The sequence below is a fragment of the Pantoea eucrina genome, assembly GCF_020079945.1.
Classification (GTDB): domain Bacteria; phylum Pseudomonadota; class Gammaproteobacteria; order Enterobacterales; family Enterobacteriaceae; genus Pantoea; species Pantoea eucrina.
The window spans coordinates 1567644-1591379 of sequence record NZ_CP083448.1; the positions used below are offsets into that span (position 1 = coordinate 1567644).

Genomic DNA, 23736 nt, shown 5'->3' on the forward strand with positions numbered 1-23736 from the left:
GCGGAAGGGTGTTATATAAGAGCGACCGATTGCCAGATCCCCCCGGACCGTGCTGCTTCGCATGTGCCATTTCCTGACCCGGAGATTGTTATGATAAAACCGTTACGCGCCGCGCTGCTGCTGGCGCCGCTGGCAGGCAGTACGCCGCTGCTGGCGCAGACTTACGTCTATGTTTCAGAAGCCGGCGACGGCACGATTGCGCGCTACAGTCTGGATCAGCACGGCGCTCTGCACCTGCTGGGCCATACTCCGGCGGACGGCAAGGTGATGCCGCTGGCGCTCAGCACCGATAAAACCCATCTTTATGCGGCGATCCGCAGCAAGCCGCTGCAGCTGGCAAGCTGGGTGATTGATCGCCGCAGCGGCGACCTGACGCAGAAGCAGCAGGTGCCCGCCGCCGCCAGTTATCCCTGGATCGTCGCTGAGCCGCAGGGGCGTTTTCTGCTGGCGGCCTCGTATGATGGTAACGTCGTTGATGTATACCGGCTGACGCCGGAAGCGACACTCAGCGCACCGCCGGTGAGCCGGTACGCCACCGGGCCTGCCGCTCACTCGGCCATTGCGGATCCAGCCGGCAAAACGGTGTATGTCGGCAACCTCGGCACCGACCGCGTGCTGCAGCTGACGCTGAGCGACAGCGGCACGCTGGCCGCGCTCGGCGGCGGGTATGTCGCTACGGCTAAAAACAACGGCCCGCGCCACTCGGTAATGTCCGCAGACGGGCGCTTTCTGTATAACATTGGCGAAATGGGCGGGGTGATCACGCAGTTCCGGCGTGAGGCGAACGGGGCGCTGGTAAAAGTTGCTGAATTCCCCAGCGCCGTTGCCGCCTCTTATCATCTGGCAGAGGGGCGCGAACGGCCGCCGGGATACAGCGATCCCACGCCGCGTATCTGGGCCGCCGATATTCATCTCACGCCGGACGGGCGCTTTCTCTACGTCAGCGAGCGCACCAGCAGTACGCTGAGCGGCTACCGGGTAGATGCAGAGAGCGGGGCGCTGACGTTAGCGGGCAGCTGGCCGGTGGAGAAGCAGCCGCGCGGGTTTGCCATTACCCCGGACGGACGCGGGCTGGTGGTCAGCGGCGAGAAGAGCGCGGTGATTGGCAGTTACCGCATCGATCCGCAAAGCGGGGCGCTGACGCGCACCGGTGAAGCGCCGGTGGGCAGCGATGCCAACTGGGTGACGATCGTGCACTACTGACGGCTGTGCAGGCGGCGGTCTGCACAAAATAATTTTATGGAGCCGCCGCACAGCTGAGAAATGTGATCGCCGACACATTTTATCTGTTAACCGGACGATTCCCTCCGGTGCCGTGCAGCCACTACGCTGGTCGCTGCGGCACCGGCAGCTTCGATAAGCGGCGTTAACGGATAACCGCACACGCGGGGCGTATCATCCAGCATAAATTTTGATGACGAAACAATTTGTCGTAGTTATCTGCGTGAGCGCAGGCAGCAATCTGGCAGGATACGCCGCACTTAGTGCCTTCTGGTCCCTGTGACATGCCGTGGCTTACCCGACCCGCTCTGTTCTTTGCCTTAAAAACCACGCTCGCTGCGTTTCTGGCGCTCTGGCTGGCGCTGGAGATTAACCTGGATCGCCCCGCCTGGGCGCTGACGACGGTGTTTGTCGCTTCGCAGCTCTACTCCGCCTCGACCATCTCTAAATCGCTGTTTCGTCTGCTCGGCACGCTGCTGGGCGGCCTGTTTATCTTTCTGATTTTTCCGCTGACGGTGGCGCATCCGCTGCTGTTCAGCCTGGTGATTTCACTCTGGGTCAGCGGCTGTCTCTGGCTCTCACTGCATGATCGGACGCCCAAAAGCTATGTGTTTATGCTGGCGGGCTACAGCGCGGCGATTATGGGGTTTCCGGAAGTTTACACGCCGTGGGGCATTACCAGTACGGTGCTGTCGCGTATTGAAGAGATCACCTTAGGCATTGTCTGCAGCAGCCTGATACACGGCCTGCTGTTTCCGGTCTCCATGCGCAGCCTGCTGGAGCAGAGCGTGACGCAGTGGTATCTCACCGGCCGCCGGCTCTGTCACGATCTGCTCTCCGGGCCGGTTAGCGCCGTCTCGCCCGAGCGGGAAGCGATCCTGACGCAGATGGCTACCGCACCGCAGCAGGTGGAAATTCTGATCACCCACTGCGTCTATGAGGGTGACGCTGCCCGGCGGCTGATCCGCTTAGTCAGCGCGCAGTATCAGCATCTCTCCTATCTTATCCCGACGCTGACCGCCATCGAGCTGCGCCTGCAGCGCCTGGCCGCACGCAATATCCTGCTGCCTGACTATGTGGCGCAGGGATTTCAGCAGTTCCTGCAGTGGCTCAGCGACGGAGAGGCGCCGGGCGATGTGATCGGCATTCAGCTGGAGCTGACCCACCGGCAGGCGCAGATCAACGCGGCGTGGCGCGCCGGCGAGCTGCCGGTGGAACACTGCCTGCTGCTGAGCGGGCTGCTGGAGCGCATGATCGACTTTGTGCGCATCGCCGGGGCGTATCAGAGCGTCAGTGGCATGGTGAGCGATTTGTCGGGTGACACCGCACTGGCGCGCGGCAGACGCACCCACCGCTTCTTTGATCGCGGGCTTATCCGTCTTTCGGCGCTGACCGCTTTCTGCGCCACCTTTGGCAGCTGCCTGCTGTGGATGGGAAGCGGGTGGCGCGACGGTGCGTCTGCCCCGGTTATGGCGGCGATCCTGAGCTCTTTTTTCGCCAGCCTCGATACGCCGCTCACCTCAATGAAGCTGTTCGTGCGCGGCGTGCTGATCGCCATTGGTATCAGCCTGGTGTATGTCGCGCTGCTGCTGCCGCAGGCGACCTCGTTTGAGGCGCTGATAATCTGCATGGCGCCGGGGCTTATTATGCTGGCGCTGACAATCGCCCGCCCGGCAACCAACCTGATTGGCCTGAGCGTGGCGATTCAGATCCCGGGACTGATCGGTTTTGGTCACCATCTGAAGCCGGATCTGGTGCTGCTGGTGAATAACGCCATCGCCTCGGTGACCGGTGTCCTGTTTGCCGCGATCGCCACGGCCATTATGCGCAACAAGCGGCCGTCGTGGAGTGCGCGGCGCGCGGTGCGGCGCGGACTGCGCGAGCTGCTGCGCTTTATTAAGGAGATTGAGCGCAACGGCTCATCCCTGCCGGCCCGGCAGCGCTTTATCAGCCTGATGCTGGATAAGGTCAACATGGTGCTGCCGCGTCTGCGTCTCGATCCGCAGTCGGATATGAGCAGCGCCGGTATGCTGCTTAATGAGGTGTGGCTGGGCGTCAACAGCTTCGATTACTACGCGCGGCACCGGGTGCTGCTGGGTAATTATCTGCTCGACAGCGGGGCGTTTTTCTATGAGCTGGGACGCTTTCTGAAGCAGCGGCTGAAGTCGCTGCAGAGCGCCCCGCACGCTGAACTGCAGCAGACGCTTGATCTGCTGCTGCTGCAGCTGGAAGCGCTGGCGCTGGACGATGAACGCCTGTTTACGCCGCTGTTTCATCTGTTCAGCGTCCGGCTCTATCTGTTTCCGCAGCTGGCGTGGCCGGAGGCGACCGCCGGCCAGCGCGCCGCCCTGCAGCAGCACGCTCTGCGCCTGCGCGCTCAGCCATCCCAGCTGTAGCCGCCCGGTACGCGCGCAAAGCCTGCCGGTTTCAGCAGCGCCGTCAGCGGCGACTGGCTGGCCGGAGAACCATCAATCTGCTCCAGCGTAAAGCGCAGGCGCGGCTCGCGCCGGAGGGCCGCGGCTAGCGCGCCAAGCGCCTGCTGCAGGATCTCCGGCGATATACCGGCCATAAACGTATGCAGCTGTTTACCGCCGGGCGGCAGCCAGAGCAGCGGCTCTCCCTGAAACAGCACCACCCAGCTGCCGCTGCGCCGCAGCGGTTTCGTCCCGGAGAGGGTCAGCGGCCACGGCAGCAGGGTGCCAAACGGATTAGCCGGATCCAGCGTAGCCAGCGCCAGCGTCGCAGCGGACGGCGCGCGCTGCAGCTGACGGATACGCTCAATCAGCGCCGGCTCAGCGAACTGCGCGGCCCCTATGCCGCTGACAAAGCGCCCGCGCAGCAGGTGTCCGGCATCCTCCATCGCGCGCAGCACCGGCTGCAGCGCCGGAAAACCACCGGGGATCGCGCTGCTGCGGGCGGCGCCGTGCGTTGCCACGCCGCTGCGGTCCAGCAGGGCGCGGGTCAGCGCCAGCGCCCGCACCGTATCGGACGCCGGTCTGATATTCAGCAGCGTCCAGCTGCCGGGCAGCGTCACGGTGGCGGCCAGGGCCGGACGCCCGGCGCCGCCGGGTGCCGCGCCAAAATGGCGTCCGGCCATGCGGCGACGGCGTGCTGGACGCGGTTTGCTGCGCAGCGGCGGCATCCGCAGCGGCTGCCAGCTCTGCGACGTGATCCAGCCACGCCACACCAGATCCCACAGCGCCGCGTCGGTTTCCGGTGACGCACCCTCACCGGCGTCGCTTTCTGCAGCGAGCTGCAGCTGCCGGAAGGTTGCGCTGCCGTGCTGCTGCAGGTGCGCCACGATCCGCTGCTGCAGAGGTGACATCGTCACGGTTTGCGTCTCCGCCGGTGGCGTCATGATTGCGGCAGCGGCGTTAGCCGGGCAGAGTTCCACCCGCTCCTGTCGCGTGCCGGCTGCGCGGTTGCCGCGCCAGAGCACCTCGCCGCTCGCCAGCAGTTCATCCAGCAGCGCGGGCTGGTAATCAGCGATACGCGCCGGAAAAATCTGGCTCTCCCAAAGCCCGGCAGGCAGGGCCACGCCGGCCAGCTGCGCGATCACCCGGCGCAAACCCTCTGTACCGCTGAGCGGGGCGGTAAGCGCGTGGCGCTCCGTCAGCGCCTGCACACATGCCGCCGGCGCAGCGGGTTGGGTCGCCTCACGCGCCGCCTGCAGCGATGCCAGCCGCAGACGCCGGAATACCGGCGCGGCGATCCACTGCACCCCGCCGGAGGCGGGTTCGCTTCTGACGACACCCGGCGTCTCCGCCAGCAGCCTCTCTGCCGTGCCGGCGTCGAGGCCAAAATGCCGGGCGACCTGGCTGGCTCTTACCAGCGTGTGTGTCTGCAGATAGCGGCTGACCAGCCCCTGCAGCGGGCGAACCGCGCTCTCCGGCACTGCGCTGCCGCCACCGGAGAGCGCCTGCAGGCGGGCGGCATCTTCTGCGACCGCAAAACAGGCCTGCGCACCAGACGTAACCGGCAGGATCCGGCCCGCCTGCTGCAGGGTCTCCAGTACGTCAGCTAGCGGCGACGCGCCCCGGTAGCGCCGGGCTATCTCTCCGGCGCTGAGTGGCCCCAGTTCGCGCAGCAGATCCACCACCGTTTCCTCGCCGGTAGCCTGGCGTGCTGGCGTCAGGCGCTGCAGCAGCGCTTCCGTCTGCGCAATGACGTTTGCGTCCAGCAGCTGCTCTGGCGGCAGCGCCCCGATCAGCTCGCTGAGCAGTGACGTATCCAGCGCCAGCAGTGCGGCCAGCTGCTCAGCCTGCGGCACCGCCCGGCGGTCGGCGTCAGCCAGATGGCCGGTCAGCAGCGCGGCAGCGAAGGGCGAGGGCGCGTCAGTTGTCATCTCGCGCAGCTGCACCTCTCCGGCGCGGATCTGCGCCATCAGCTGCTGCAGCGCGGGCAGATCATAGACATCCTGCAGGCATTCACGCGCGGTTTCCCGCAGCAGCGGAAAATCCGGGAACGGCCGCACGGCGTCAAACAGCTCTGCGGCGCGCAGCCGCTGCTGCCAGAGCGGGGTGCGCTGCCCGGCACGCTGACCCGGCAGCAGCAGGGCGCGGGCGGCGCATTCGCGAAAGCGGGCGGCAAACAGCGGCGATCCGCTGACGGCGCGGCTGACCCGCTGCTGTAACTCATCCGGCGTAAACTGCAGCCAGTCGGAAAGTGAAAATGTGGCATGCGGCGGCAGACGCGTCACAATGCCGTCGTCGCTGGCGACCACGTCAGCCGTTATGCCGTGCTGTTCCGCGAGCCGATCGGCCAGCGCCAGCGCCCAGGGCGCGTGTACGCGTCTGCCCCACGGCGAGTGCAGAATAATGCGCCAGTCGCCGCTGTCGTCCGCACAGCGCTCAATCAGCAGCGTGCGATCGTCCGGCAGCTGTCCGGTCGCCATCCGTTGCTCACGCAGCAGCGTCTGCAGATTACGCCGGGCGTGCGCGTCCAGCGCCGGGTCTTCTGCCGTGCCGTTTGCGGCCTGACGCAGATAGCGGCCGCGCGCCGCGCCGAGCGATGCGGCGCGTCCGGGCGCATCCGCCTGCCAGAACGGCAGCCGTGCGGTGCGTCCCGGTGCCGGTGTGACAATCACCCGGTCGCGCATAATCTGCTGAATACGCCAGGTTGTGGCTCCCAGCGTCACGATGTCATTGACGCGCGAGCCGTAAACCATCTCCTCATCCAGCTCGCCCACGCGGCGGGTACCGGCCTGCGCCTCACCCTCCGGCAGCATCACGCTGACGCTGCCGCGATCGGGAATGGCGCCGGCGTGCATAATCGCCAGCAGCTTTGCGCCGGGCCGGGCCGTGATGCGATCCGTCTGCGGATCGTGGATCAGCCGCGGGCGCAGCAGGGCGAAAGCGTCAGTGTCGTCGCGTCCTGTCAGCATCGCCAGCACCGCATCGTAATCGTGCCGCGACAGCGTCAGAAAAGGCGCGCTGCGCGTGACTTGCTTAAACCAGCGGCCAGCCTCCAGCGGCGCTATGGCGGCGGCAGCGATGGTCTGCTGGGCAAGAATATCCAGCGGGTTTTCCGGCACGGTCAGCGGCTCCGTTTCGCCCGCCAGCATCGCCGTGACGATCACCGCCGTCTGCAGCAGATCGCTGCGCGATCGGGGCCAGAATTCCCCCTGCGGCGTGCTGCCCGGCCGGTGTCCGGCGCGTCCGGTGCGCTGCAGGGCGCTGGCGACCGACGGCGGCGTACCGACCTGAATCACCTGTCCGACGCTGCCCATATCGATCCCCAGTTCCAGGCTGGAGGTGGCCACCACGCAGCGCAGCGCACCGCTCTTCAGCGCGCTCTCGATCAGCAGGCGCTGCTCCCGGGCAACGGAGCCGTGGTGCGCGCGTGCAATCTCTGCAGCGTCATCGCGCTGCTGCTGCTGCCAGCGGGCGTTAAGGCGCGCCGTCAGCTTCTCTGCCAGCGCGCGCGAATTGGTAAACACCAGCGTGGTGTGATGGCGCAGCACCGCGGCCAGTATTCCCGCTTCCAGATGCGGCCAGAGCGCGCCGGCTTCGCTTTCGCTCCCCGGCAGCGGCGGGGGAGCCGTGAGATCCGGCACCGGGACCGTGACGCGGAGCTGCAGCGGGCGCGGCAGCGGCGGATTGACGAGAGTGACCGGGCGGCGACCGGCCAGAAAGCGCGCCACGGTCTCCGGCGGGTTTACCGTTGCGGATAACCCGATACGCTGCGCCGGCCGGGCCAGCTGCGCATCGAGCCGCTCCAGCGACAGGGCCAGATGGGCGCCGCGTTTGTTGCCCGCCAGCGCATGAATTTCATCAACGATGACGCTGGTGACGCCGCGCAGCGTATCGCGCGCCTGCGAGGTCAGCAGCAGATAGAGCGACTCCGGCGTGGTGATTAAGATATCGGGCGGATGGCGGCGCAGCGCTGCCCGCTCGCGCGCCGGGGTATCGCCGCTGCGGATCCCGCAACGGAGCGTGATGGCCGGCTCGCCCTGCTGCTGACGACATGCGCTGACGCCCGCCAGCGGCAGCTGCAGGTTGCGCGCCACGTCGGCGGCCAGCGCTTTAACCGGCGAGATATAAAGCACGCGCGTGGTTTCTTCGTGCGCAACGGCGGCATCCGGACTGCGCTCGCGAAACAGCGCATCGATGGCGTGCAGAAACGCCGCCAGCGTTTTGCCGGAGCCGGTCGGCGCCACAACCAGCGTATGGCTGCCGCCGGCGATCGCCTCCCAGGCCGCCTGCTGAACCGGCGTCGCCTGATCGAACGTCTGTGTAAACCACAGGCGCGTGGCGGGTAGAAAGTGCGACAGCGGTGGGACAGACATCCCGGACTCCTTGCGGGTAAGAGGGCGCGATTAGCAGTGTAGTCGCCCGCGCGCGGCTGAACAGGTTATATACTTGATGCTCAGCGATTTATTACGGGAGCTTGTTATGAACAGCGTAAAAATGGCGTTACTGGCGCTGGCGCTGCCGGTCAGCGCGCTGGCCGCGCCGGTATTTACCCTGCAGTCGCCCGATTTTCAGGATGGCGGTATGCTGCAGAAGGCGTTTGCCGGCAATAAACCGGGCAATCCGGCGTGCAGCGGCGAGAACCTCTCACCCGCCTTCAGCTGGCGCGATGCGCCGCCGGGCACACGCAGCTTTGCGCTGCTGATGACCGATCCGGTGGGTGCGAAAGGGCTGGGCGTGGTGCATATGGTCGCCTATAACATTCCGGCGGAGCGGCAGCAGTTTGCGCGCGGCGAGCTGAGCAGGGGAACCGGTTATACCGGCGGCACCAACAGCCCAGGCACGGCGCACTACTATGGACCCTGTCCGCCTGCGGGCAGCGGCATGCATCACTACAACTTTGTGATTATCGCCACCGATCTGCCGCCGGACAGGCTGCCGGCCGGGCTGACGCATGATGCGCTGATCGCTCAGCTTAAAGGTCACGCGCTCGCCGGCGCCACCCGCGTCGGTCGCTTTACCAACGATGAGTAAACCGCCATGCCCGCTGCCGTGCCGGGCGGGCAGTTATCTGGCGTCGGCGGGTGCCACCTCCAGCTCCAGCTGGTTTTCTGCCAGCGTTTTACCCTGTGCGTCGATAAGCCAGGTCTGCACCCGCAGCGGAGTAGCGCTGACGGGGGTGAGCGGCACATCAAGCACGTTACTGCCGGTATCAGCCGCCGCCGCGACCTGCCGTTCACCGCGCGCGAGCAGATGACCCTGCTGAGTGGCGCGCCAGCGCAGCGTAAGCGCCGGAAACGCCTGCGGCAGATCGTTAATCACCCAGAGTGACAGCGCGCCAGGTCTGGCGGCCTGCCAGTTCAGGGTATGGGGATCGATAGAGGGCAGCAGCGGCTGGTAGGCGCGCTGCAGGGCGTAATAGCCCGCTTTCGGCTGACGCAGGTAATCCACCACGCCCCAGTTGATTGAGGGCCAGGTTTCCACAAACATAAACTGAAACAACGCGGTCACCGGCTGGAAGCGCTGCCGCCGGTAGCTCTCGGCAGCCACGGCGACCAGCTGCGCCTGATAGCGCTGGGTGTTTTTGATAAAGTCATGGATGTTCTTGCCCCGGCTGATGCCCGCGTTTTTAAACGTCTGGATCGGCTGGAAATTGTGATATTTCCAGCGCGTCCAGAGCGGATCGCCGGGTTCGGTTGAGGCTGGCCACCATTCGCGGCGCGGAATGATGCTCTTCAGGGTGGCCAGATCGGGCAGCGCCTGCGCACCGAACTCCGTGACGGTGGCCGTTTTCGCCGTCTCAAGCAGATTATTCAGCGTGCCAAAATACCAGCCTGCCCAGTAGTGCTCCTCCACAGCAGAGTAAGGATGCACAATGCGGCTGCGATCTTCCGCCAGCGCCTCTGCCACACGCCGGGTCAGGGTGCGGTTAAGATCTTTATGCCAGTCGGGAAAGCGCTTCTCCATCCACGGCGAGTTAAACGGCGGCTCGTTCTGGCCGCCCCAGACTACGATAGCCGGCGAGTTGCCAAACTGTGCGGTCATGGTGCGGGTCTGCGCCACCGCGTTATCCGCAAAGGCGGCAGAGTCATTATACCCCCACTGCAGCGGCACATCCTGCCAGATCAGCAGACCGCGTTCATCAGCCGCCTCATAAAGCGCCCGGCCCGCCACGTGACCATGCACGCGGATAGCGTTGGCGTTCATCTTCTCCACCAGCGTAAAATCGCGCAGATAGCGCGCTTTGTTCATGGTGCTGAGCCACGGCGAGCCGATGTAATTGGTGCCGCGAACAAAGACCCGCCGATCGTTGATGCGCCAGCCCTGATTATTTTCCAGCGCCTCCACCTTGCGCAGACCGGTGCGGCTGCTGCGCCGATCCATCACGCCGCGATCGTCACGGAGCGTGGCGCTGACCTGATAAAGATGGGGTTTGCCGTAGCCCACCGGCCACCACAGCCGCGCCGCCGGCATCGGCAGCGTGACCTGCAGATGCGCGGGCGTATCGCCGGTCGCCTCCAGCCGCACGCGCTGCTGCAGCTCAAACGCCTGGCCGGGAAAGTTATCCGGTGCGGCGCGCAGGGTCAGCGTGACGTCAGCCGCGACCGGGGCGCGGTAGTGCAGCCCGGCAGAGAGCTGCGGCTGCGTTAGCCCCTGAGACCAGTCGGGACGCAGGATCAGCCGATCGATCGTTGCCCCCCGGCTGATGCGCAGCCGCACCGGCGCCCAGATGCCGCCGGAGTTCGCCTCCTGACCGCGATCGCTCCAGGCCCCGCCGGGACGCGTATCGTGCTGGTTCAGGATCCCTTTCATCAGGTTCTTGTGCAGCGGCCAGGTGCCCGGCGTCGCCTCGCGCGGGCTGTCGACCCGCACGGCCAGCCGGTTGTAGCGGCGCAGGCTGTCAGTGAGATCGACAGCAAAGCGCTGGAAATATCCCTCATGCTGCGCCAGCCGCCGGCCGTTGAGCCAGACGTCAGCCAGGTAATCGACCCCGTCAAACTCCAGCGTTGCTTGCTGGTCCGCCTGCAGCGACGGCAGAGAGAACTCATGGCGGTACCAGAGCGCGCCCTGATGATCGCGACCGGCGCTATACCAGTTGGCGGGGACGCGCAGCGTCGGCCATTTGCTGTCCGCTTCGCGCCAGCCCTCAAAGCCGGGGATATTTGCGTCATGCACGCGCCATTGGCCGGCCAGCGACCAGCTGACCGGCGCCTCACTGGCCGCGGCAGCGGGCAGGCTGACTATCAGTAACAGGGGCAGTAAACCACGCATCACTTCTCCTCCAGCAGGGCACGCAGCTGCTGACGCACCTGCGTACACTCTTGTATCAGGTTTGCGCGCAGCCGGGCGGCATCGATGGCGTCACCCCGGCGGATCTGCGTTTCAGCGGCCTGCAGCGTATGGGTTAAGTCTGTGAATCCAAATATGGCGGCTTCGCCCCGCAGCTTGTGGCAGTGGCGTGACGCGCTCGTCCAGTCGCCTTCACTCAGCGCGGTCAGCAGCTGCGTTTCGATCTCCGTCAGCGAATCGGCAAACAGCAGCAGCAGTTCGTGCAGCAGCGTCGCGTCCAGCCCAAGCTGCTGCGCCAGCGCGGCGGCGTTGCCGGCTGGCGCAGGCGTGTCGCCTGCCGCCGGGTCAGGCAGCGCCATGACCCGGCTGATCTCCTGATGCAGCATCTCCTGGCTCACCGGCTTGGCGACGTAGCCATCAAAGCCATTCTGCAGGCAGTACTCCTGGTCGCCTTTCATCGCGTGCGCCGTCATGGCAATGATGCGCTGGTGGCGGGGCGGCGATGCGGCGGCTTCACGTTCGCGGATCAGACGCGTCGCTTTTTCACCATCCAGCTCCGGCATCTGCAGATCCATCAGCACCAGGTCCCAGCCATCCTGCTCCAGCAGCGTCAGCGCCTCCAGCCCGTTACCGGCGATGGCGAACTCATGACCGAGCCGGGTGAGGAAATGGGCGGCAAGCTTTTGATTCACCAGATTGTCCTCGGCAAGCAGAATGCGCAGCGCCTGCGTGGCGGGGTCGGCCACGGGGCTGACCGGCGCACTTTCCGCACTGCTGGCGGGCTGGCGCTGCCCGGAGGCACCCGCCAGCGCGTCATAGAGCTCACGCTGATCGATCGGTTTAGCCAGAAACTTATTCACGCCGAGCTGCCGCAGCTGTTCTGCATCCATCGCCCGGCTCATTGAACTGAGCATAATAATCTGACTGGTTGCCAGCTGCGGGTTTGCCCGGATCTCCCGCGCCAGGTCAAGGCCATCCCGATCGGGCATCTGCGCATCCAGCAGGATCAGCGGAAAGTCCGGCTGCGCCTGCAGCAGCGCCAGCGCATCGGCGGCGCTGGCGGCGAGGCTGGGCCGCAGACCCATATTGCGCAGCATGTCGCTCAGCAGATGGCGGTTAGTGGCGTTGTCATCCACCACCAGTACCGGTAACGGTGCCAGGCGCGGCGAATGCCGCACCGGATCGCTCTCTGTCTCTGCCGGCAACGGCAGAGAGAAGGTAAACGTGCTGCCGCGCCCCGGTTCACTCTGTACGGTCAGCGAACCGCCCAGCCGCTCCACCAGCCGGGCAGAGATGGTCAGCCCGAGCCCGGTGCCGCCATATTTGCGGGTGGTCGAGGTGTCTGCCTGGCTGAACGATTCAAATATAAGCTGCTGCTTCTCCGGTGGAATACCGATGCCGGTGTCGCGCACCTGAAAGCGCAGCCGGTTGTGCGTGGCATCGCGCGTCACGGCCAGTTCAACCTCGCCCTGATGGGTAAACTTCAGCGCGTTGCTGATGAGATTGGTCAGGATCTGGCGCAGGCGTACGGTGTCAGCGAGAAAGGTGGCGGGAACATCCGGGGTGACGTTAATCAGCAGCTCCAGCGCTTTTTCGCTGGCGGCCGGCATCAGCGGCCGCGCCACGGCGTGCAGGAACGGGCGGATCTCAAACCGCTCTTCATCCAGCTCAATTTTTCCCGCCTCTATTTTGGAGTAGTCGAGAATATCGTTAATGATGCGCAGCAGGGTGTGGGCTGAGTGATAGACCAGCGTCATGTACTCGCGCTGCTCCGCAGTCAGCCGGGTGTCGAGACAGAGCTGGGTCATACCCAGAATGCCGTTCATCGGCGTGCGGATCTCATGGCTCATGTTCGCCAGAAACGCGCTTTTGGCTTCATTGGCCGCGTGCGCAGCGGCAATCACCTGCAGCGAGAGCTGCTCTGCCTCTTTGCGCTTGGTAATATCCTGCAGCGTGCCAATGACGCGCTCCGTCTCGCCGCTGACCGTGACGCTGGCTACCTGACCGGAGAGCAGCATCCAGCGATAGTTGCCGCTGCGGTGCAGCAGGCGAATTTCCCGTTCAAATACCGGCAGCTGTTTGTTGCTGGCGGAGGCAAACAGCTGCTGCAGCGGCTCGCGATCGTCCGGGTGCAGCAGCGTATCGAGAAAAGTGGCGCTGTAGTGCCAGGTTTCACGCGGATAGCCCAGCATATTGAGCAGCGCATCGTTGACCTGCAGCAGATCGTGCTGCTGCTGCCAGTCCCAGATGCCAATCTGGGTCGATTCTGCCGCCAGCACAAAGTCGGCGTGCAGCTGCCGCCGCGATGCGTCAATCAGCGTATAGCCCGAGACGTCAATATGCAGACTGACGATGCCGCCTTCAGGCGTGCGGTTATGCTGGACAAACACCTGCCGGTTAGCGATGCGCCGCATCTCACTGTGATTGTCGAGCCGGCAGCGGCTTATCAGGTTATCGATCATCGCCTGACGGCTGCGGTCATCCTCTGTCATGTAGGCGGAAGCGATAAAATCCTGCGCCAGCTCGGTCAGCGTCATGCCGACGCGGATCCGCTGCTCCATTCCGGGGTAGAAACAGACTACCTGCTGGTTATACGCCACCAGCCGCTCCTGTGCGTCATACATCAGCACCGCGGCGCGCAGGGAATCGAGCGCTTTGGGTAACAGGCTTTCCGGCATCAGTTTCTCCTTATTCTTCGGCCAGCGGGGCGGTGACCGGCAGACAGCGCTGCGGCACACGGAACGGATCGGCCAGCTGCTGACGGAAAAACTGGCGGTTCTCGCTATTTCTGCTGTCGATCAGCGGCTTCATGTGGGTTTTGAAAAGCAGCGCTTCCAGTACCGTGGCGTTGGTAGAGAGCGTGATAGCGCGGTTGTACTCCCCGGTCGCCTCGGTGCGGCCTTCATACCAGCCGCGCGCCGGATCGTACTGCAGCCGGGTGGTGCGCATCAGCGCATCGGTAAACGGCGTGTCCCAGAGCGCCCAGAGGCCAAATACCGCGCGGGTGGAGACCTGCGCCAGCGTCGGCACCCATTTATTGTCATCGGTCAGCGTGTTCCAGGCGTAGCCGTTAGCGAAAATGGTGTCGTTGACGTGCCACGGCGCGACGTTCAGGGCGAAATCGCTGCGGGCGGTTAAAATGCCCTGACGCTGCCAGCGACGCTCCTGCACCTGATAGACCAGGCTGGCGCGCTGGCGCTGCTGCCGGATCTGCGCGCGGTCGGCGCCCGGCAGCTGCCAGCCATACTCCATTCCGCTCAGCACCCAGGGCAGCGTGGTAAGGGCGGCGGGCGTCCAGGTGGTGCGGGGATCGCGGCTGTCGATATCCAGCGCCAGCCCGTCGATAATGACGTGCTGCGCCGGAGGCTGCAGCGACTGCTGGTTAGCAAAGCCCCACAGCCCGAAACCAGCGGCGCTGTATTCGCTGTCGCCCAGCCGCCCCTCTGGCTGGATGCGCATCTGCTGCTGCTGCCACATGCCCGCACTGAGCTGGCCCTGCTTATCCACCACCGGGCAGAAGTTCCAGCGCAGGATAATGCGCTGCAGATATTCCCCGTACTGCGGGTGAAACGTTGCGACCACCTGCAGCGCCATCATCAGACGCGCCATGTCGCGTGAGGACCAGCCGATCACCTGTGGCGTATTGCTGTAGCCCACCATCGACAGCGTCCGGCTGTTATAAAGCAGATTGGGCACGCCGCTCTGGGTGAGCGGAAGGCGATTGAGGCTGCCGAGCAGCTGACTGAGCTGGTGGTCAAAACGGCGATCGTCGATAAGCTGCAGTTCGCGCGCAGCCGTGAGCGCAATCAGGGTATCGCCCATCTGCCACAGGCTGACCACCGGCCGCCGGTCGCTGCCGCTAACCAGACCGCTGTTCGCCTCGCTGTTATTCTCAAAGTAGCGCCAGGCCACCGCGGCCCAGCGCTGCTCTTCAGGCGTCAGCGCGCCGGTGCGGGCGGTGGTGTGCCAGCCGCCGTTCACCAGCCAGCGCCAGCCGTCTCCCTCGTGACGCAGCAGCAGCCAGGCCCCGAGCGCCAGCAGCAGAGCCACGACCAGACCGGTGATACGCACTAGGGTTTTAGGCATGAGGTCGCTACCGGCGGAAGTTTAACGGGCGCACTGCTGTCGCAGCGGGCGCATTTGCAGGCGCTGCACTTCGGTGCGCTGCGCACGGCGGTCCCGCTCTGATCGCACCAGGTTTTTATGCCGGGCGTCACCTCCAGGAAAGGCCGGTTGCGACGCGTGTTGTTCTCTTCAAACAGATCTACCAGGCGCTTTTCCCACAGGGAGGGCGCATAGCTGCGGCTGCGCGCATCGTTAGTGTTAAAGCGCAGCAGCTTGCCCTGTTTTTTGAACAGCAGCGCTTCCAGCATGATGCCGTTGTTGTTGGCGGTGAACTCTTTGATCGGGCCGTCGCCATTCTCATAGAGCCCTTCGTAGTAGCCTTTGTCTTTCTCATCGGCGTTTTCAATCGCGTCAAACAGGCGATCGGTATAAGGGGAGTTCCACAGCACCCACATGCCGAGTGCGGCCTTCAGCGAAACAGCCGCCACATTGGGCACATACTGGCCTTTATCGGTGATGGTGTTCCAGTTGAAGCCGTCGCTGAAGACGGTGTCATAGACAAAGTAGGGGGATTTATCGAGCTGGTGTTCGGAGCGCGCCGTCAGGGTACCGGTGATCATGTAGCGGTTCTCCTGCGCCTGATAGACCCGATCGGCGAAGTTCTTCATCCACGGATGAGAGTGGTTGTTGGGGCGCGCTTCACGATCGTCGCTGTTGTCCCAGCCCATCTCCAGGCCATGCAGCAGATAGGATTCGGTGACCACGTAGTTATGCTGATTGGTCAGCCGCGGATCGCGCGAGTCGTAGGGCACCAGCACGCAGTAGATATCCGCCAGCGCATAAGGCTCAGGCCGGCTCGCCTGACAGGTGGTAAATCCCCACAGCTGATAGCCCGCCGCCGCATACTCTTCATAGCCAAGCCGGCCCTCCTGTACGTACTGAGGCTGCTTCTGCTTATCGAGATAGGCGCCATAGAGCGTGCCGCACTCATCCACCACGTGGGTAAAGTCCCAGCCGAGCACGACGTTATCAATGCTGTTGCCATGTTCCGGATAGCGCTCTTTGATAATCTTCAGCCAGAGCAGCATGCGGCCAATATCGATAGCGGAGAAGCCTATCTCGCCCGGTTTGTTCAGGTAATCGACTTTCTGCCCGGTAATGGTGTTATAGGCTTTGTTTGGCACCTGGTTCTGAAACAGCACCAGCTTGTTCAGCGTGGCGATAAACTGCAGAAAGCGGCGATCAAACTCCGCTTTATCAATGATCCCCAGCTCGCGTGCTGCCGTCAGCGCGGCGAGGTAAGAGCCGCTGTCCCACATGGTGGTGGAGGGGTATTTATTCACCGCGTTCACCAGACCGGTAGTGGGCTGATAGTTGGCGACAAAATAGGACCAGGCGTTGCGCGCCACCTGCATCTCCCGCGCGGTCAGCTCGCCGTGGCGGCTTTTATAGTCGGAGGCGGGCAGGCTGACGGCCGCCTGCAGCGGCAGCATCCACAGGGTCAGCAGCAGCGTCAGCCCCGCCAGGCCAGCGTGTTGTAGCGATAGCACTTTCATCGTTCTTGCTCCTTGTTGCGTGCGGTTGCGGGGGGCTGAGACAGGCAGCCCAGGCAGAGCAGCTGTCCGTGGGCGATATAGGAGAGGCTCTCCAGCACCATCGCGTTGGTATCGGCATTCAGGGCAGCGTTCACGCTGCCGTCAGGGTTAAATCCCGCCTGCCAGCCTTTGCCGGGCACCAGCAGCGGCAGCATCTGCTGGCGCAGCGCGTCGCTCCAGCGATTGCGGAACAGGGCATACCAGGCAAAGGCGGTACGGACCGAGAGCAGCGCCTGGTTGGGCAGCGGGGCGACGGTATGCTGTGGTGCGCCGCGCTGCGGCTGTCGGCCCGGCAGCGCCGCATTGAAATCGGGTGCCTGTTCGGCATAGTCGGCGCTGATATCCCCCCGTGAGTCAGGTTTGCCGGTGCGCTGCTGCAGGATCTGCATAATGCGCCAGCTGATCTCACCGCTGCGCGCGTCAAATCCCTGCTCCAGCCCGGTCAGCAGATAGGGCGAGCTGATGAGCGACGGCTGCTTGCCCCACGGCGTGCGGATCCCTTCATCAGGCACCGCATGCCCCTCGATCTCAATCATCTTGAGTCCGTCCGGCGGCTGACTGACCGCCAGTCCCGCGGTGCTGTTGATCAGCCGCAGCACGCTGCCCGCATAGAGACGGTAGCCGTAGCTGCCGCGCGGGTCGTCGCTGCGGATCACCCAGCGATTGACCGGCAGGCTGGCACCCTGCGGACCGCTGCTCTGCAGCAGCGCATTCAGCTGCCAGCCCGCCAGCAGCTGCTGTACGGCGGCAGCGTGCTGCGGATAGCGCCACAGCAGGATCTGCAGCGGCATCAGCAGACGGCCCATATCGATAGCGGAGCCGGGGCGCGCCGGATCCTGGTCGAGCGGGGTCAGGGTTTCAGCCTGATAAAAAGCGGCGGGAAGTTTATCCGGCTGCAGCGGCAGCCTGCCCAGCGCCTCAAGCGCGGAGCCGATGCGGTCGTCAAACTCAGCGGCGTCAATCACCTCCAGCTGGCGGGCAGCAATGGTTGCCAGCAGATAGCTGCCGCTGCTCCACAGGCTCAGCCAGGGGTTATCCGCTTCCGCGTTAGCCAGCCCGTTGGGCTGCGTGTTATTGACAAAGTATTGCCACGCCACGCGTGCCCACACCGCCTCCTCAAACGTCAGCTCGCGCGTCTCCGGCAGCGCGGGAAAACTTTCGCTGAGGATAATTCCATCGGTGGTTTCCGTGCGGGTGGGCATCTGATGTTCAACCCACAGCACAATGGCAAAGCCGATCAGAAAGCCGATCAGAATGGTGAGATAGCTGCGTGCGCTATAGAGTCCCGCTTTAAGGCTCATGGTCTGCCGTCTCCTGTGCCGGCGGCGTCCAGAGCGCAGCCATAATCATAGGCAGCATCGCCGCAATGTTGACGGCTCCCCAGAAAATGTTGATGACGTAACCCGAAGGGTCATCGACGTTGCCGCGCGCTACCTGTATACCGCCCCAGATAAGCCCGAGCAGCGTCAGCGCCACAATCGCCAGCTGCGGCTTCACCAGGTAGAGAAAACGCCCGCTCTGCCGCTCCTTTGGCGTGACGTGAAACTTGATTTTTTCCCCGCGCAGCACCGTACCGAGCGCCCGCAGGTTGACAGAGAAGAACGCCAGATAAGAGGCGCGACCGTCCCACGCGGAGATCCCCCAGGTGCCGAACATAAAGGCGAGCTCAGAGACGATAAAGAACGGCAGAAAATGCAGGTAAAAAGGCGTTGAGTAAGCGGCCACCGGCGGAATACCGGTAAACAGATAGATCAGCGGCGAGATAAGAAACACCGTGTTCCAGATGCAGGCCAGGTAGGACCAGAACGTTGTACCATACATCAGCGTTTGTGCCGCGCTCAGCTTAAAGCGGCGGCGGCTGAAAATTTTGTCATGAAACAGAATATCCAGCGAACCCGCAGCGTACTTAAAGCGCTGGATCATCCACGTCAGCAGATCCTGCGGCGAGAGCATTTTGGATTCAATGCCCGGATGCATCACCGAACGCCAGCGGCGACCGGCGTCACCGTGCAGTACGATTGAGGTATAGATATCTTCAGAGACGTGGAATTTATAGGGCGTTAGCTCCGTGTCGGCAATAATGTGCGGTCGCATCGCCTGTGACAGCGCCTGACGCGTCTCCTCATCGCGGATATCCTGCGTAAAGCGCGCAATCTCTTCCTCCACGTTAAACGCGTAGCTGCGCAGGGCGGCCTGCATAACGGCTTCGCGCCGGTGGACAGAGGCGGCACCGCAGCAGAACGCCGCGTTGGCCGCATTGCGGCGGCGCAGGATCACGTCGTAGAACATACGCGGATCGTTAAAGAAGGGATCGCTGCCCACGGTAAGCGGGCCAAACAGCTTTTCACTCAGGCTGCCAAGCAGCCAGCCGGGCCAGCCGGTCCGGCGCCGCAGCCATGCCGGCAGACGCTCACCTTCAGGCAGGTCATAAAACCACTGCGGCGTCTGCACCCAGGCGACGTCCGGATCGCGGAAATAGCCCAGCGTGTGCACCAGCAGCGTGGGGAAAACCCGGGTATCCGCATCGCAGATCACCAGAAAGTCGCCGTCAGTGTGCTCCATGCCGTTACGGATATTACCCGCCTTGAACCCGGTGTTGTTGTCGCGGGTAATGTAATTTACGCCCTCCTGCTCACACACCGCGCGCATCTCCGGACGGCGGCCATCGTCCAGCACGTGCACCCGGCAGTCAAGAGGGACGGGATAGTGCACCTTACAGGCATCCTGAATCGACAGCCTGACCAGCTCCGGATCTTCAGAGTAGGTCGCAATAAACAGGTCAACCCGGATGGGACGCGATGCGGACTGTTCCGCCGGCAGTAGACACTGGTTAATCTCCTCCGGCGCAGGCGGACAGGGCGGATCTTTCTCCTGCCAGATGTTGATAGTGAACAGCAGTGTGCCAAACCAGGCGCAGGTCTCTGCCAGCGCCAGCGGCACCGCATACCAGAGCGCATCAGGGTTCAGCGAGGACATCCAGCGCCAGCGAATGTAGTTTGCGCCCAGAATCAGTCCGGCAACGGCCAGCACCTGCCAGCAGATAACAACCCAGCGCGGTGTCTGCAGCGCCGGAGGGGGACGACGCTGTTCAAAACGGGAAAAGTAGTGGTCCATGGCATCCTGTCTCACATCCTGCAAAAAAGGGCATCTGACCTGGTGAACGCGTTAAGGCAAGCTAAATGAATGAATAATATTAAAACAGATCACTAAAATTTATTATTTGCGTCCGGCTTTCTGTTGCTGACGTTTACAGAACATGACGATATAAGAAAAGATATAGCTGGCAAACTGCGGTTTTAACAGCTTATTTAGCGCTATATTTGCTAAAAGGTGATTTATTACACAGTGGGGCTACACTTTTCCTTACATCTGAAATATATATTATATTAATGTTTTTACTCATCCTTTATCAGCAGGGCTAATGCGTTATGAGCGAAACTGTCGCCGCGGCTGCAACCTCTGTCACCGTGCCGCAGACATGGCGTTATGCCGTGCCTGGCCGGCGCGATCTGCGTATTGATATGCTGCGCGGGATTGCGCTGGTGATGATGGTCGTGGCTCATACTGAACTGCTCTCTGCGATCAATATCTTTATCTGGGAGCGGTTTGGCCTGACTACGGGGGCTGAAGGGTTTGTCATCCTTTCCGGCTTTATGCTCGGCATGCTCAACCGGCAGCGGCTGCAAAAAGAGGTGCTGCTGACGATTGGCTGGACGCTATGGCGGCGGGCCGGGAAGATCTATCTGGTGAATATCGTCATTGTGCTGCTGATTTTGCTGCTCTCCGCGCTGCCGCTGATTAACACCTTTGAGGTTACGCACTTTGTCGATCGCTATTCCGGTACGGTCTGGGCGCTGTTTCCCGCTACGCCGCAGATCAAAGAGACCTGGTTTAATATTGTGCTTTACCTGCAGATAGGCCCTCATCAGACGCAGATCCTGGGTCTCTATATCTGCCTGCTGCTGGTCAGCCCGCTGTTCCTCTGGCTGCTGCAGACGCGACGCGCGGGCTGGCTTATCGCTGCTTCGCTGCTTCGCTGCTTGGCTATCTCGCTTACCAGCGCTGGCCGCTGCGGCTGACGGTTTCCGAGTTTGAATTCGCCTTTCCCTTACTGGCGTGGCAGCTGATCTACGTGCTGGGCATGTGCTGCGGCTGGTTTAAAGATGAGCTGACCTCGCTGGCGCGCACCCCGGCAGGCTATGTGGTGATCACGCTGATGGTGATTTATGCGCTGGTGATGATGTTTGTTGCGCAGAACCATACCAATCCGTTTATGCCGCCGGCGCTGCTGCTGCACATCATCCCGCCCGCCGATTTTAACTGGTTTTATCACCATCTCGCCGCCAAGAACGCGCTGGGACCGTGTCGGGTCATCAACGACTTCTGCCTGATTCTGCTGGTCTATCTGATCCTTACCCGCTGCTGGTGGCCCATCAATAAAGTGGCGGGCTGGTTTCTGATCCCGCTTGGTCAGCATTCGCTATACACCTTTATCCTGCACGTGTTCGTGGTGCTGGGCGTCAGCCAGTTTGTCACTTTTGATCTGTGGCAGCAGGCGTGGCTGCGTAACACCGCTATCCATCTGGGCGCACTCGGCCTGCTGTGGTGGATGGCTAAAAAAGAGATTGGCGGGCGTTTTATTCCTAATTGATCGGAGATATCAGATGGAATTCGGGCAGCGGACAGGGATAACGTGCGGTGTGATTATGCTGGTGGCAGGCACGCTTGACGCCTCAGCGGCAGAGACCGGCTCTGATAAAGGGGCTGGAGCAGAGAGCAGTGAACCGATTCAGGCGGGCGTGTTTACCAGCCGCTGGGGACGACTCTTTTCCGGTAACAAAGATACCTTCTCCGGCGCGTTGAGTTTTTCCAGCGGGCTGAAAGAGCAGTGGCTGACCATCCCGAACGGCTCTGAATCTGCGCAGCAAAAAAAGAAGATCAATCAGCTGCTGAACCTGAGCCTGCAGTATTCACCTTACAGCTACTGGTTTGCTAACGTTACCCTGCGCGCACCGATCACCGATTTTGACCGCTACACCACCGATTTTCGCTACAGCTTCGGCTATGACGACTGGCATGCCAACACCTTTAGCCTGGTCTACAGCAACTATGGCGATAACCATCTGTTTCCCTCCGGCACTAAGCGCTTTACCTACTTTGAGCAGGGGGCATTTACGTTTGCCTATAAATTTTCGCTGCCCAAACCCCTTGAGCGTCACCTGCTGATTAACGACGGGGATGCGCTGACCTGCCAGCTCGGCTACAGCTGGGTGCCGCGCTACTATTCGCTGGCGGATAACGATTTGCGCGCCAACAAGCAGGTCATGCTGGGCGGCTGCGGTTACACCTTTAAACAGCACTTCTTCGTCCGCGCCACCGCGTTCTGGTATCCGCACGCCAGCCAGCAGCAGCCGTGGAACGGAGATTACAGCTACAGCTTTGGCTATGCCGGCTATACGCCTGGCTCGTTCTCGTTGCAGTACAGCAACTATAGCGGTACCCGCTTTCCCGGCAGAAGCAGTGCGAATGCAAAGTTTCGTGAAGGCACGGTATCTCTGATCTGGTTCCTGCCGTTTTAGGAAGGTATATATGCAGCCCGTTTCCGCCCAGTCGGTACTGATTGTTGATGATGCGCTTACCTGGCGTAAGCTGCTGGCCGGTCTGCTACGGCAGTGGGGCTATCACGTGCTGGAAGCTGAAGAGGGTGAGCAGGCGCTGGCGCTGCTGCGGCAGCATCCGGTTAATCTGCTGATCAGCGACTGGGAGATGCCGGTCATGGACGGGCTGACGCTGTGCCGTCAGGTGCGCCAGCAGTTCCGGCAGCGTTATATCTATGTGATCCTGCTGACGGTACGTGAAAGCACCGACGATCTACGCGCCGGCTTCGCCGCCGGTGCGGATGATTTTCTGCGTAAACCGGTAAACCGGGTCGAGCTGCAGGCGCGCCTGCATGCCGGAGAGCGCATTCTGCAGCTGGAGTCGACGCTGGAGAGCCGCAATCAGAGCCTGCAGCAGGCGCTGCAGCAGATTGAGACCGACCTGCAGGCTGCCGCCGCGCTGCAGCGCAGCATATTACCGCCGCACGCCATTCATCACGCCGGCTGGTTTGCCGACTGGCTGTTTATACCTTCGGCCTGGGTTTCGGGCGATATTTTTCATTTTTTTCCGCTGGACGGGCAGGCGCTCGGTTTTTACAGCGTGGATGTCTCCGGGCATGGCGTGTCGGCGGCAATGATGTCGGTAGCGGTGGCGCGCCAGTTTCTGCATGGCCGTACGGTAGAGCGGTTTCTCTATAGCGGCGAGACGATTACGCCGCCCGCCGACGTGGTGGCGATACTGAATGAGCGCTTTGTGGCGCAAAGCAGCGACGTAACCAGCTATTTCACTATGGTGTATGGCGCGATTGATCGTCAGAGCGGTGCCGGACGACTCTGTCAGGCCGGGCATCCGCCACCGCTGATTGTGGCGCGCGATGGCACAATCCGCATCGTCGGTGAGGGCGGTGCGCCGGTCGGGCTGCTTAACGATCTGAGCTGGGAGGAGGTGAGTTTTACGCTGGCCCCCGGCGAGCGGCTCTGCCTCTACAGCGATGGCATTACAGAGTGTGAAAATCCACAGCAGGAGATGTTTGGCATGGCGCGGCTGCAGGCGCTGCTCGCCGGCCAGGCTTGCCAGCCGGCAGAGAGCCTGCTGCAGACGCTGCACCAGCAGCTTAACCGCTGGCGTGACCTGCCCGCTGACAGTACCGCATCGGCAGGCGACGATATCTCGCTGCTGGTCATTGAACATCTGAACCCGGACGAACAGGAGTCTGCACATGAAGTTTGAATCTGACACCGTCGATAACACCCGCATTCTGACCCCGGTGGTACGACGACTGGACGCCGCCGTTGCGCTGCCCTTTAAGCAGCAGGTGCTGGAGGAGATGCGACAGGGCACGCGCGCGCTCATCCTCGACTTTTCACGCGTGGATTTTATCGACAGCAGCTGTCTGGGCGCGCTGATCTCTATCCTGAAATCACTTAACGGCGGCCAGCTGCTGCTGTGTGCTCTGAACAGCAACATCAAAAGTATGTTCACGCTGACCCGGATGGACCGGGTCTTTACGCTGTGCGCCAATCGCGAAGAGGCGCTGCGTACGCTGCAATAAGGAG

13 protein-coding genes and 1 pseudogene are annotated in these 23736 nt (G+C 62.7%); 7 read left to right on the forward strand and 7 right to left on the reverse strand.

What is annotated here, in order from left to right; genetic code table 11:
- Nucleotides 1–90 precede the first annotated feature (90 nt).
- Both LAC65_RS07370 and LAC65_RS07375 read left to right on the forward strand, forming a co-directional pair.
- Nucleotides 91–1203 carry a lactonase family protein gene (locus tag LAC65_RS07370; protein ID WP_039384335.1) on the forward strand — a complete coding sequence of 371 codons (1113 nt, stop codon included), beginning with the start codon at nucleotides 91–93 and terminating at the stop codon, nucleotides 1201–1203.
- A gap of 302 nt (nucleotides 1204–1505) precedes the next feature.
- Nucleotides 1506–3617, forward strand: coding sequence for an FUSC family protein (locus LAC65_RS07375; RefSeq protein ID WP_039384337.1), 2112 nt, complete (start codon nucleotides 1506–1508; stop codon nucleotides 3615–3617).
- On the opposite strand, the gene LAC65_RS07380 is transcribed toward LAC65_RS07375, so the two are convergent.
- Nucleotides 3599–8008: an ATP-dependent helicase gene (locus LAC65_RS07380; RefSeq protein WP_039384340.1), complete on the reverse strand. Its 4410-nt coding sequence runs from the start codon at nucleotides 8006–8008 to the stop codon at nucleotides 3599–3601. The two genes, LAC65_RS07375 and LAC65_RS07380, sit on opposite strands and share 19 nt — an antisense overlap.
- Before the next feature lie 106 nt (nucleotides 8009–8114).
- On the opposite strand from LAC65_RS07380, the gene LAC65_RS07385 reads away from it, so the two are divergent.
- Complete coding sequence (locus LAC65_RS07385) at nucleotides 8115–8666, forward strand: YbhB/YbcL family Raf kinase inhibitor-like protein (protein WP_039384342.1); 552 nt, start codon at nucleotides 8115–8117, stop codon at nucleotides 8664–8666.
- A gap of 33 nt (nucleotides 8667–8699) precedes the next feature.
- Here LAC65_RS07385 and LAC65_RS07390 read toward each other — a convergent pair whose 3' ends face one another.
- The 6 genes from LAC65_RS07390 to LAC65_RS07415 are packed head-to-tail and all read right to left on the reverse strand — an operon-like array spanning nucleotide 8700 to nucleotide 19696.
- Nucleotides 8700–10904, reverse strand: coding sequence for a glycoside hydrolase family 2 protein (locus tag LAC65_RS07390; RefSeq protein ID WP_039384344.1), 2205 nt, complete (start codon nucleotides 10902–10904; stop codon nucleotides 8700–8702).
- Nucleotides 10904–13600: a response regulator gene (locus LAC65_RS07395; protein WP_052246488.1), complete on the reverse strand. Its 2697-nt coding sequence runs from the start codon at nucleotides 13598–13600 to the stop codon at nucleotides 10904–10906. Before LAC65_RS07395 ends, LAC65_RS07390 begins: the two co-directional genes overlap by 1 nt.
- Nucleotides 13601–13610: 10 nt before the next feature.
- Nucleotides 13611–15008, reverse strand: a complete 1398-nt coding sequence (locus LAC65_RS07400) for a DUF3131 domain-containing protein (RefSeq protein WP_039384347.1) — start codon at nucleotides 15006–15008, stop codon at nucleotides 13611–13613.
- Nucleotides 14993–16480: a DUF3131 domain-containing protein gene (locus LAC65_RS07405; RefSeq protein ID WP_224144859.1), complete on the reverse strand. Its 1488-nt coding sequence runs from the start codon at nucleotides 16478–16480 to the stop codon at nucleotides 14993–14995. The genes LAC65_RS07400 and LAC65_RS07405 overlap by 16 nt, the downstream gene beginning before the upstream one ends.
- 59 nt (nucleotides 16481–16539) lie before the next feature.
- On the reverse strand, nucleotides 16540–17883 hold the full coding sequence (locus tag LAC65_RS07410; protein WP_039384349.1) for a DUF3131 domain-containing protein: 1344 nt from the start codon (nucleotides 17881–17883) through the stop codon (nucleotides 16540–16542).
- Nucleotides 17873–19696, reverse strand: a complete 1824-nt coding sequence (locus LAC65_RS07415) for a glycosyltransferase family 2 protein (RefSeq protein WP_039384354.1) — start codon at nucleotides 19694–19696, stop codon at nucleotides 17873–17875. Before LAC65_RS07415 ends, LAC65_RS07410 begins: the two co-directional genes overlap by 11 nt.
- A gap of 314 nt (nucleotides 19697–20010) precedes the next feature.
- Here LAC65_RS07415 and opgC point away from each other — a divergent pair.
- The 4 genes and pseudogenes from opgC to LAC65_RS07435 all read left to right on the forward strand — a co-directional run bounded on the left by opgC (nucleotide 20011) and on the right by LAC65_RS07435 (nucleotide 23732).
- Nucleotides 20011–21233 (forward strand): annotated as a pseudogene (opgC, locus tag LAC65_RS07420) (OpgC domain-containing protein).
- Nucleotides 21234–21288: 55 nt separating this feature from the next.
- Nucleotides 21289–22161 carry a hypothetical protein gene (locus tag LAC65_RS07425; RefSeq protein WP_039385872.1) on the forward strand — a complete coding sequence of 291 codons (873 nt, stop codon included), beginning with the start codon at nucleotides 21289–21291 and terminating at the stop codon, nucleotides 22159–22161.
- 10 nt (nucleotides 22162–22171) lie between these two features.
- Nucleotides 22172–23410 carry a PP2C family protein-serine/threonine phosphatase gene (locus LAC65_RS07430; protein WP_224144851.1) on the forward strand — a complete coding sequence of 413 codons (1239 nt, stop codon included), beginning with the start codon at nucleotides 22172–22174 and terminating at the stop codon, nucleotides 23408–23410.
- Nucleotides 23400–23732 (forward strand): STAS domain-containing protein, encoded by a 333-nt coding sequence (locus LAC65_RS07435; protein WP_039384356.1) that lies wholly within the window; start codon nucleotides 23400–23402, stop codon nucleotides 23730–23732. Before LAC65_RS07430 ends, LAC65_RS07435 begins: the two co-directional genes overlap by 11 nt.
- Nucleotides 23733–23736: the final 4 nt, after the last annotated feature.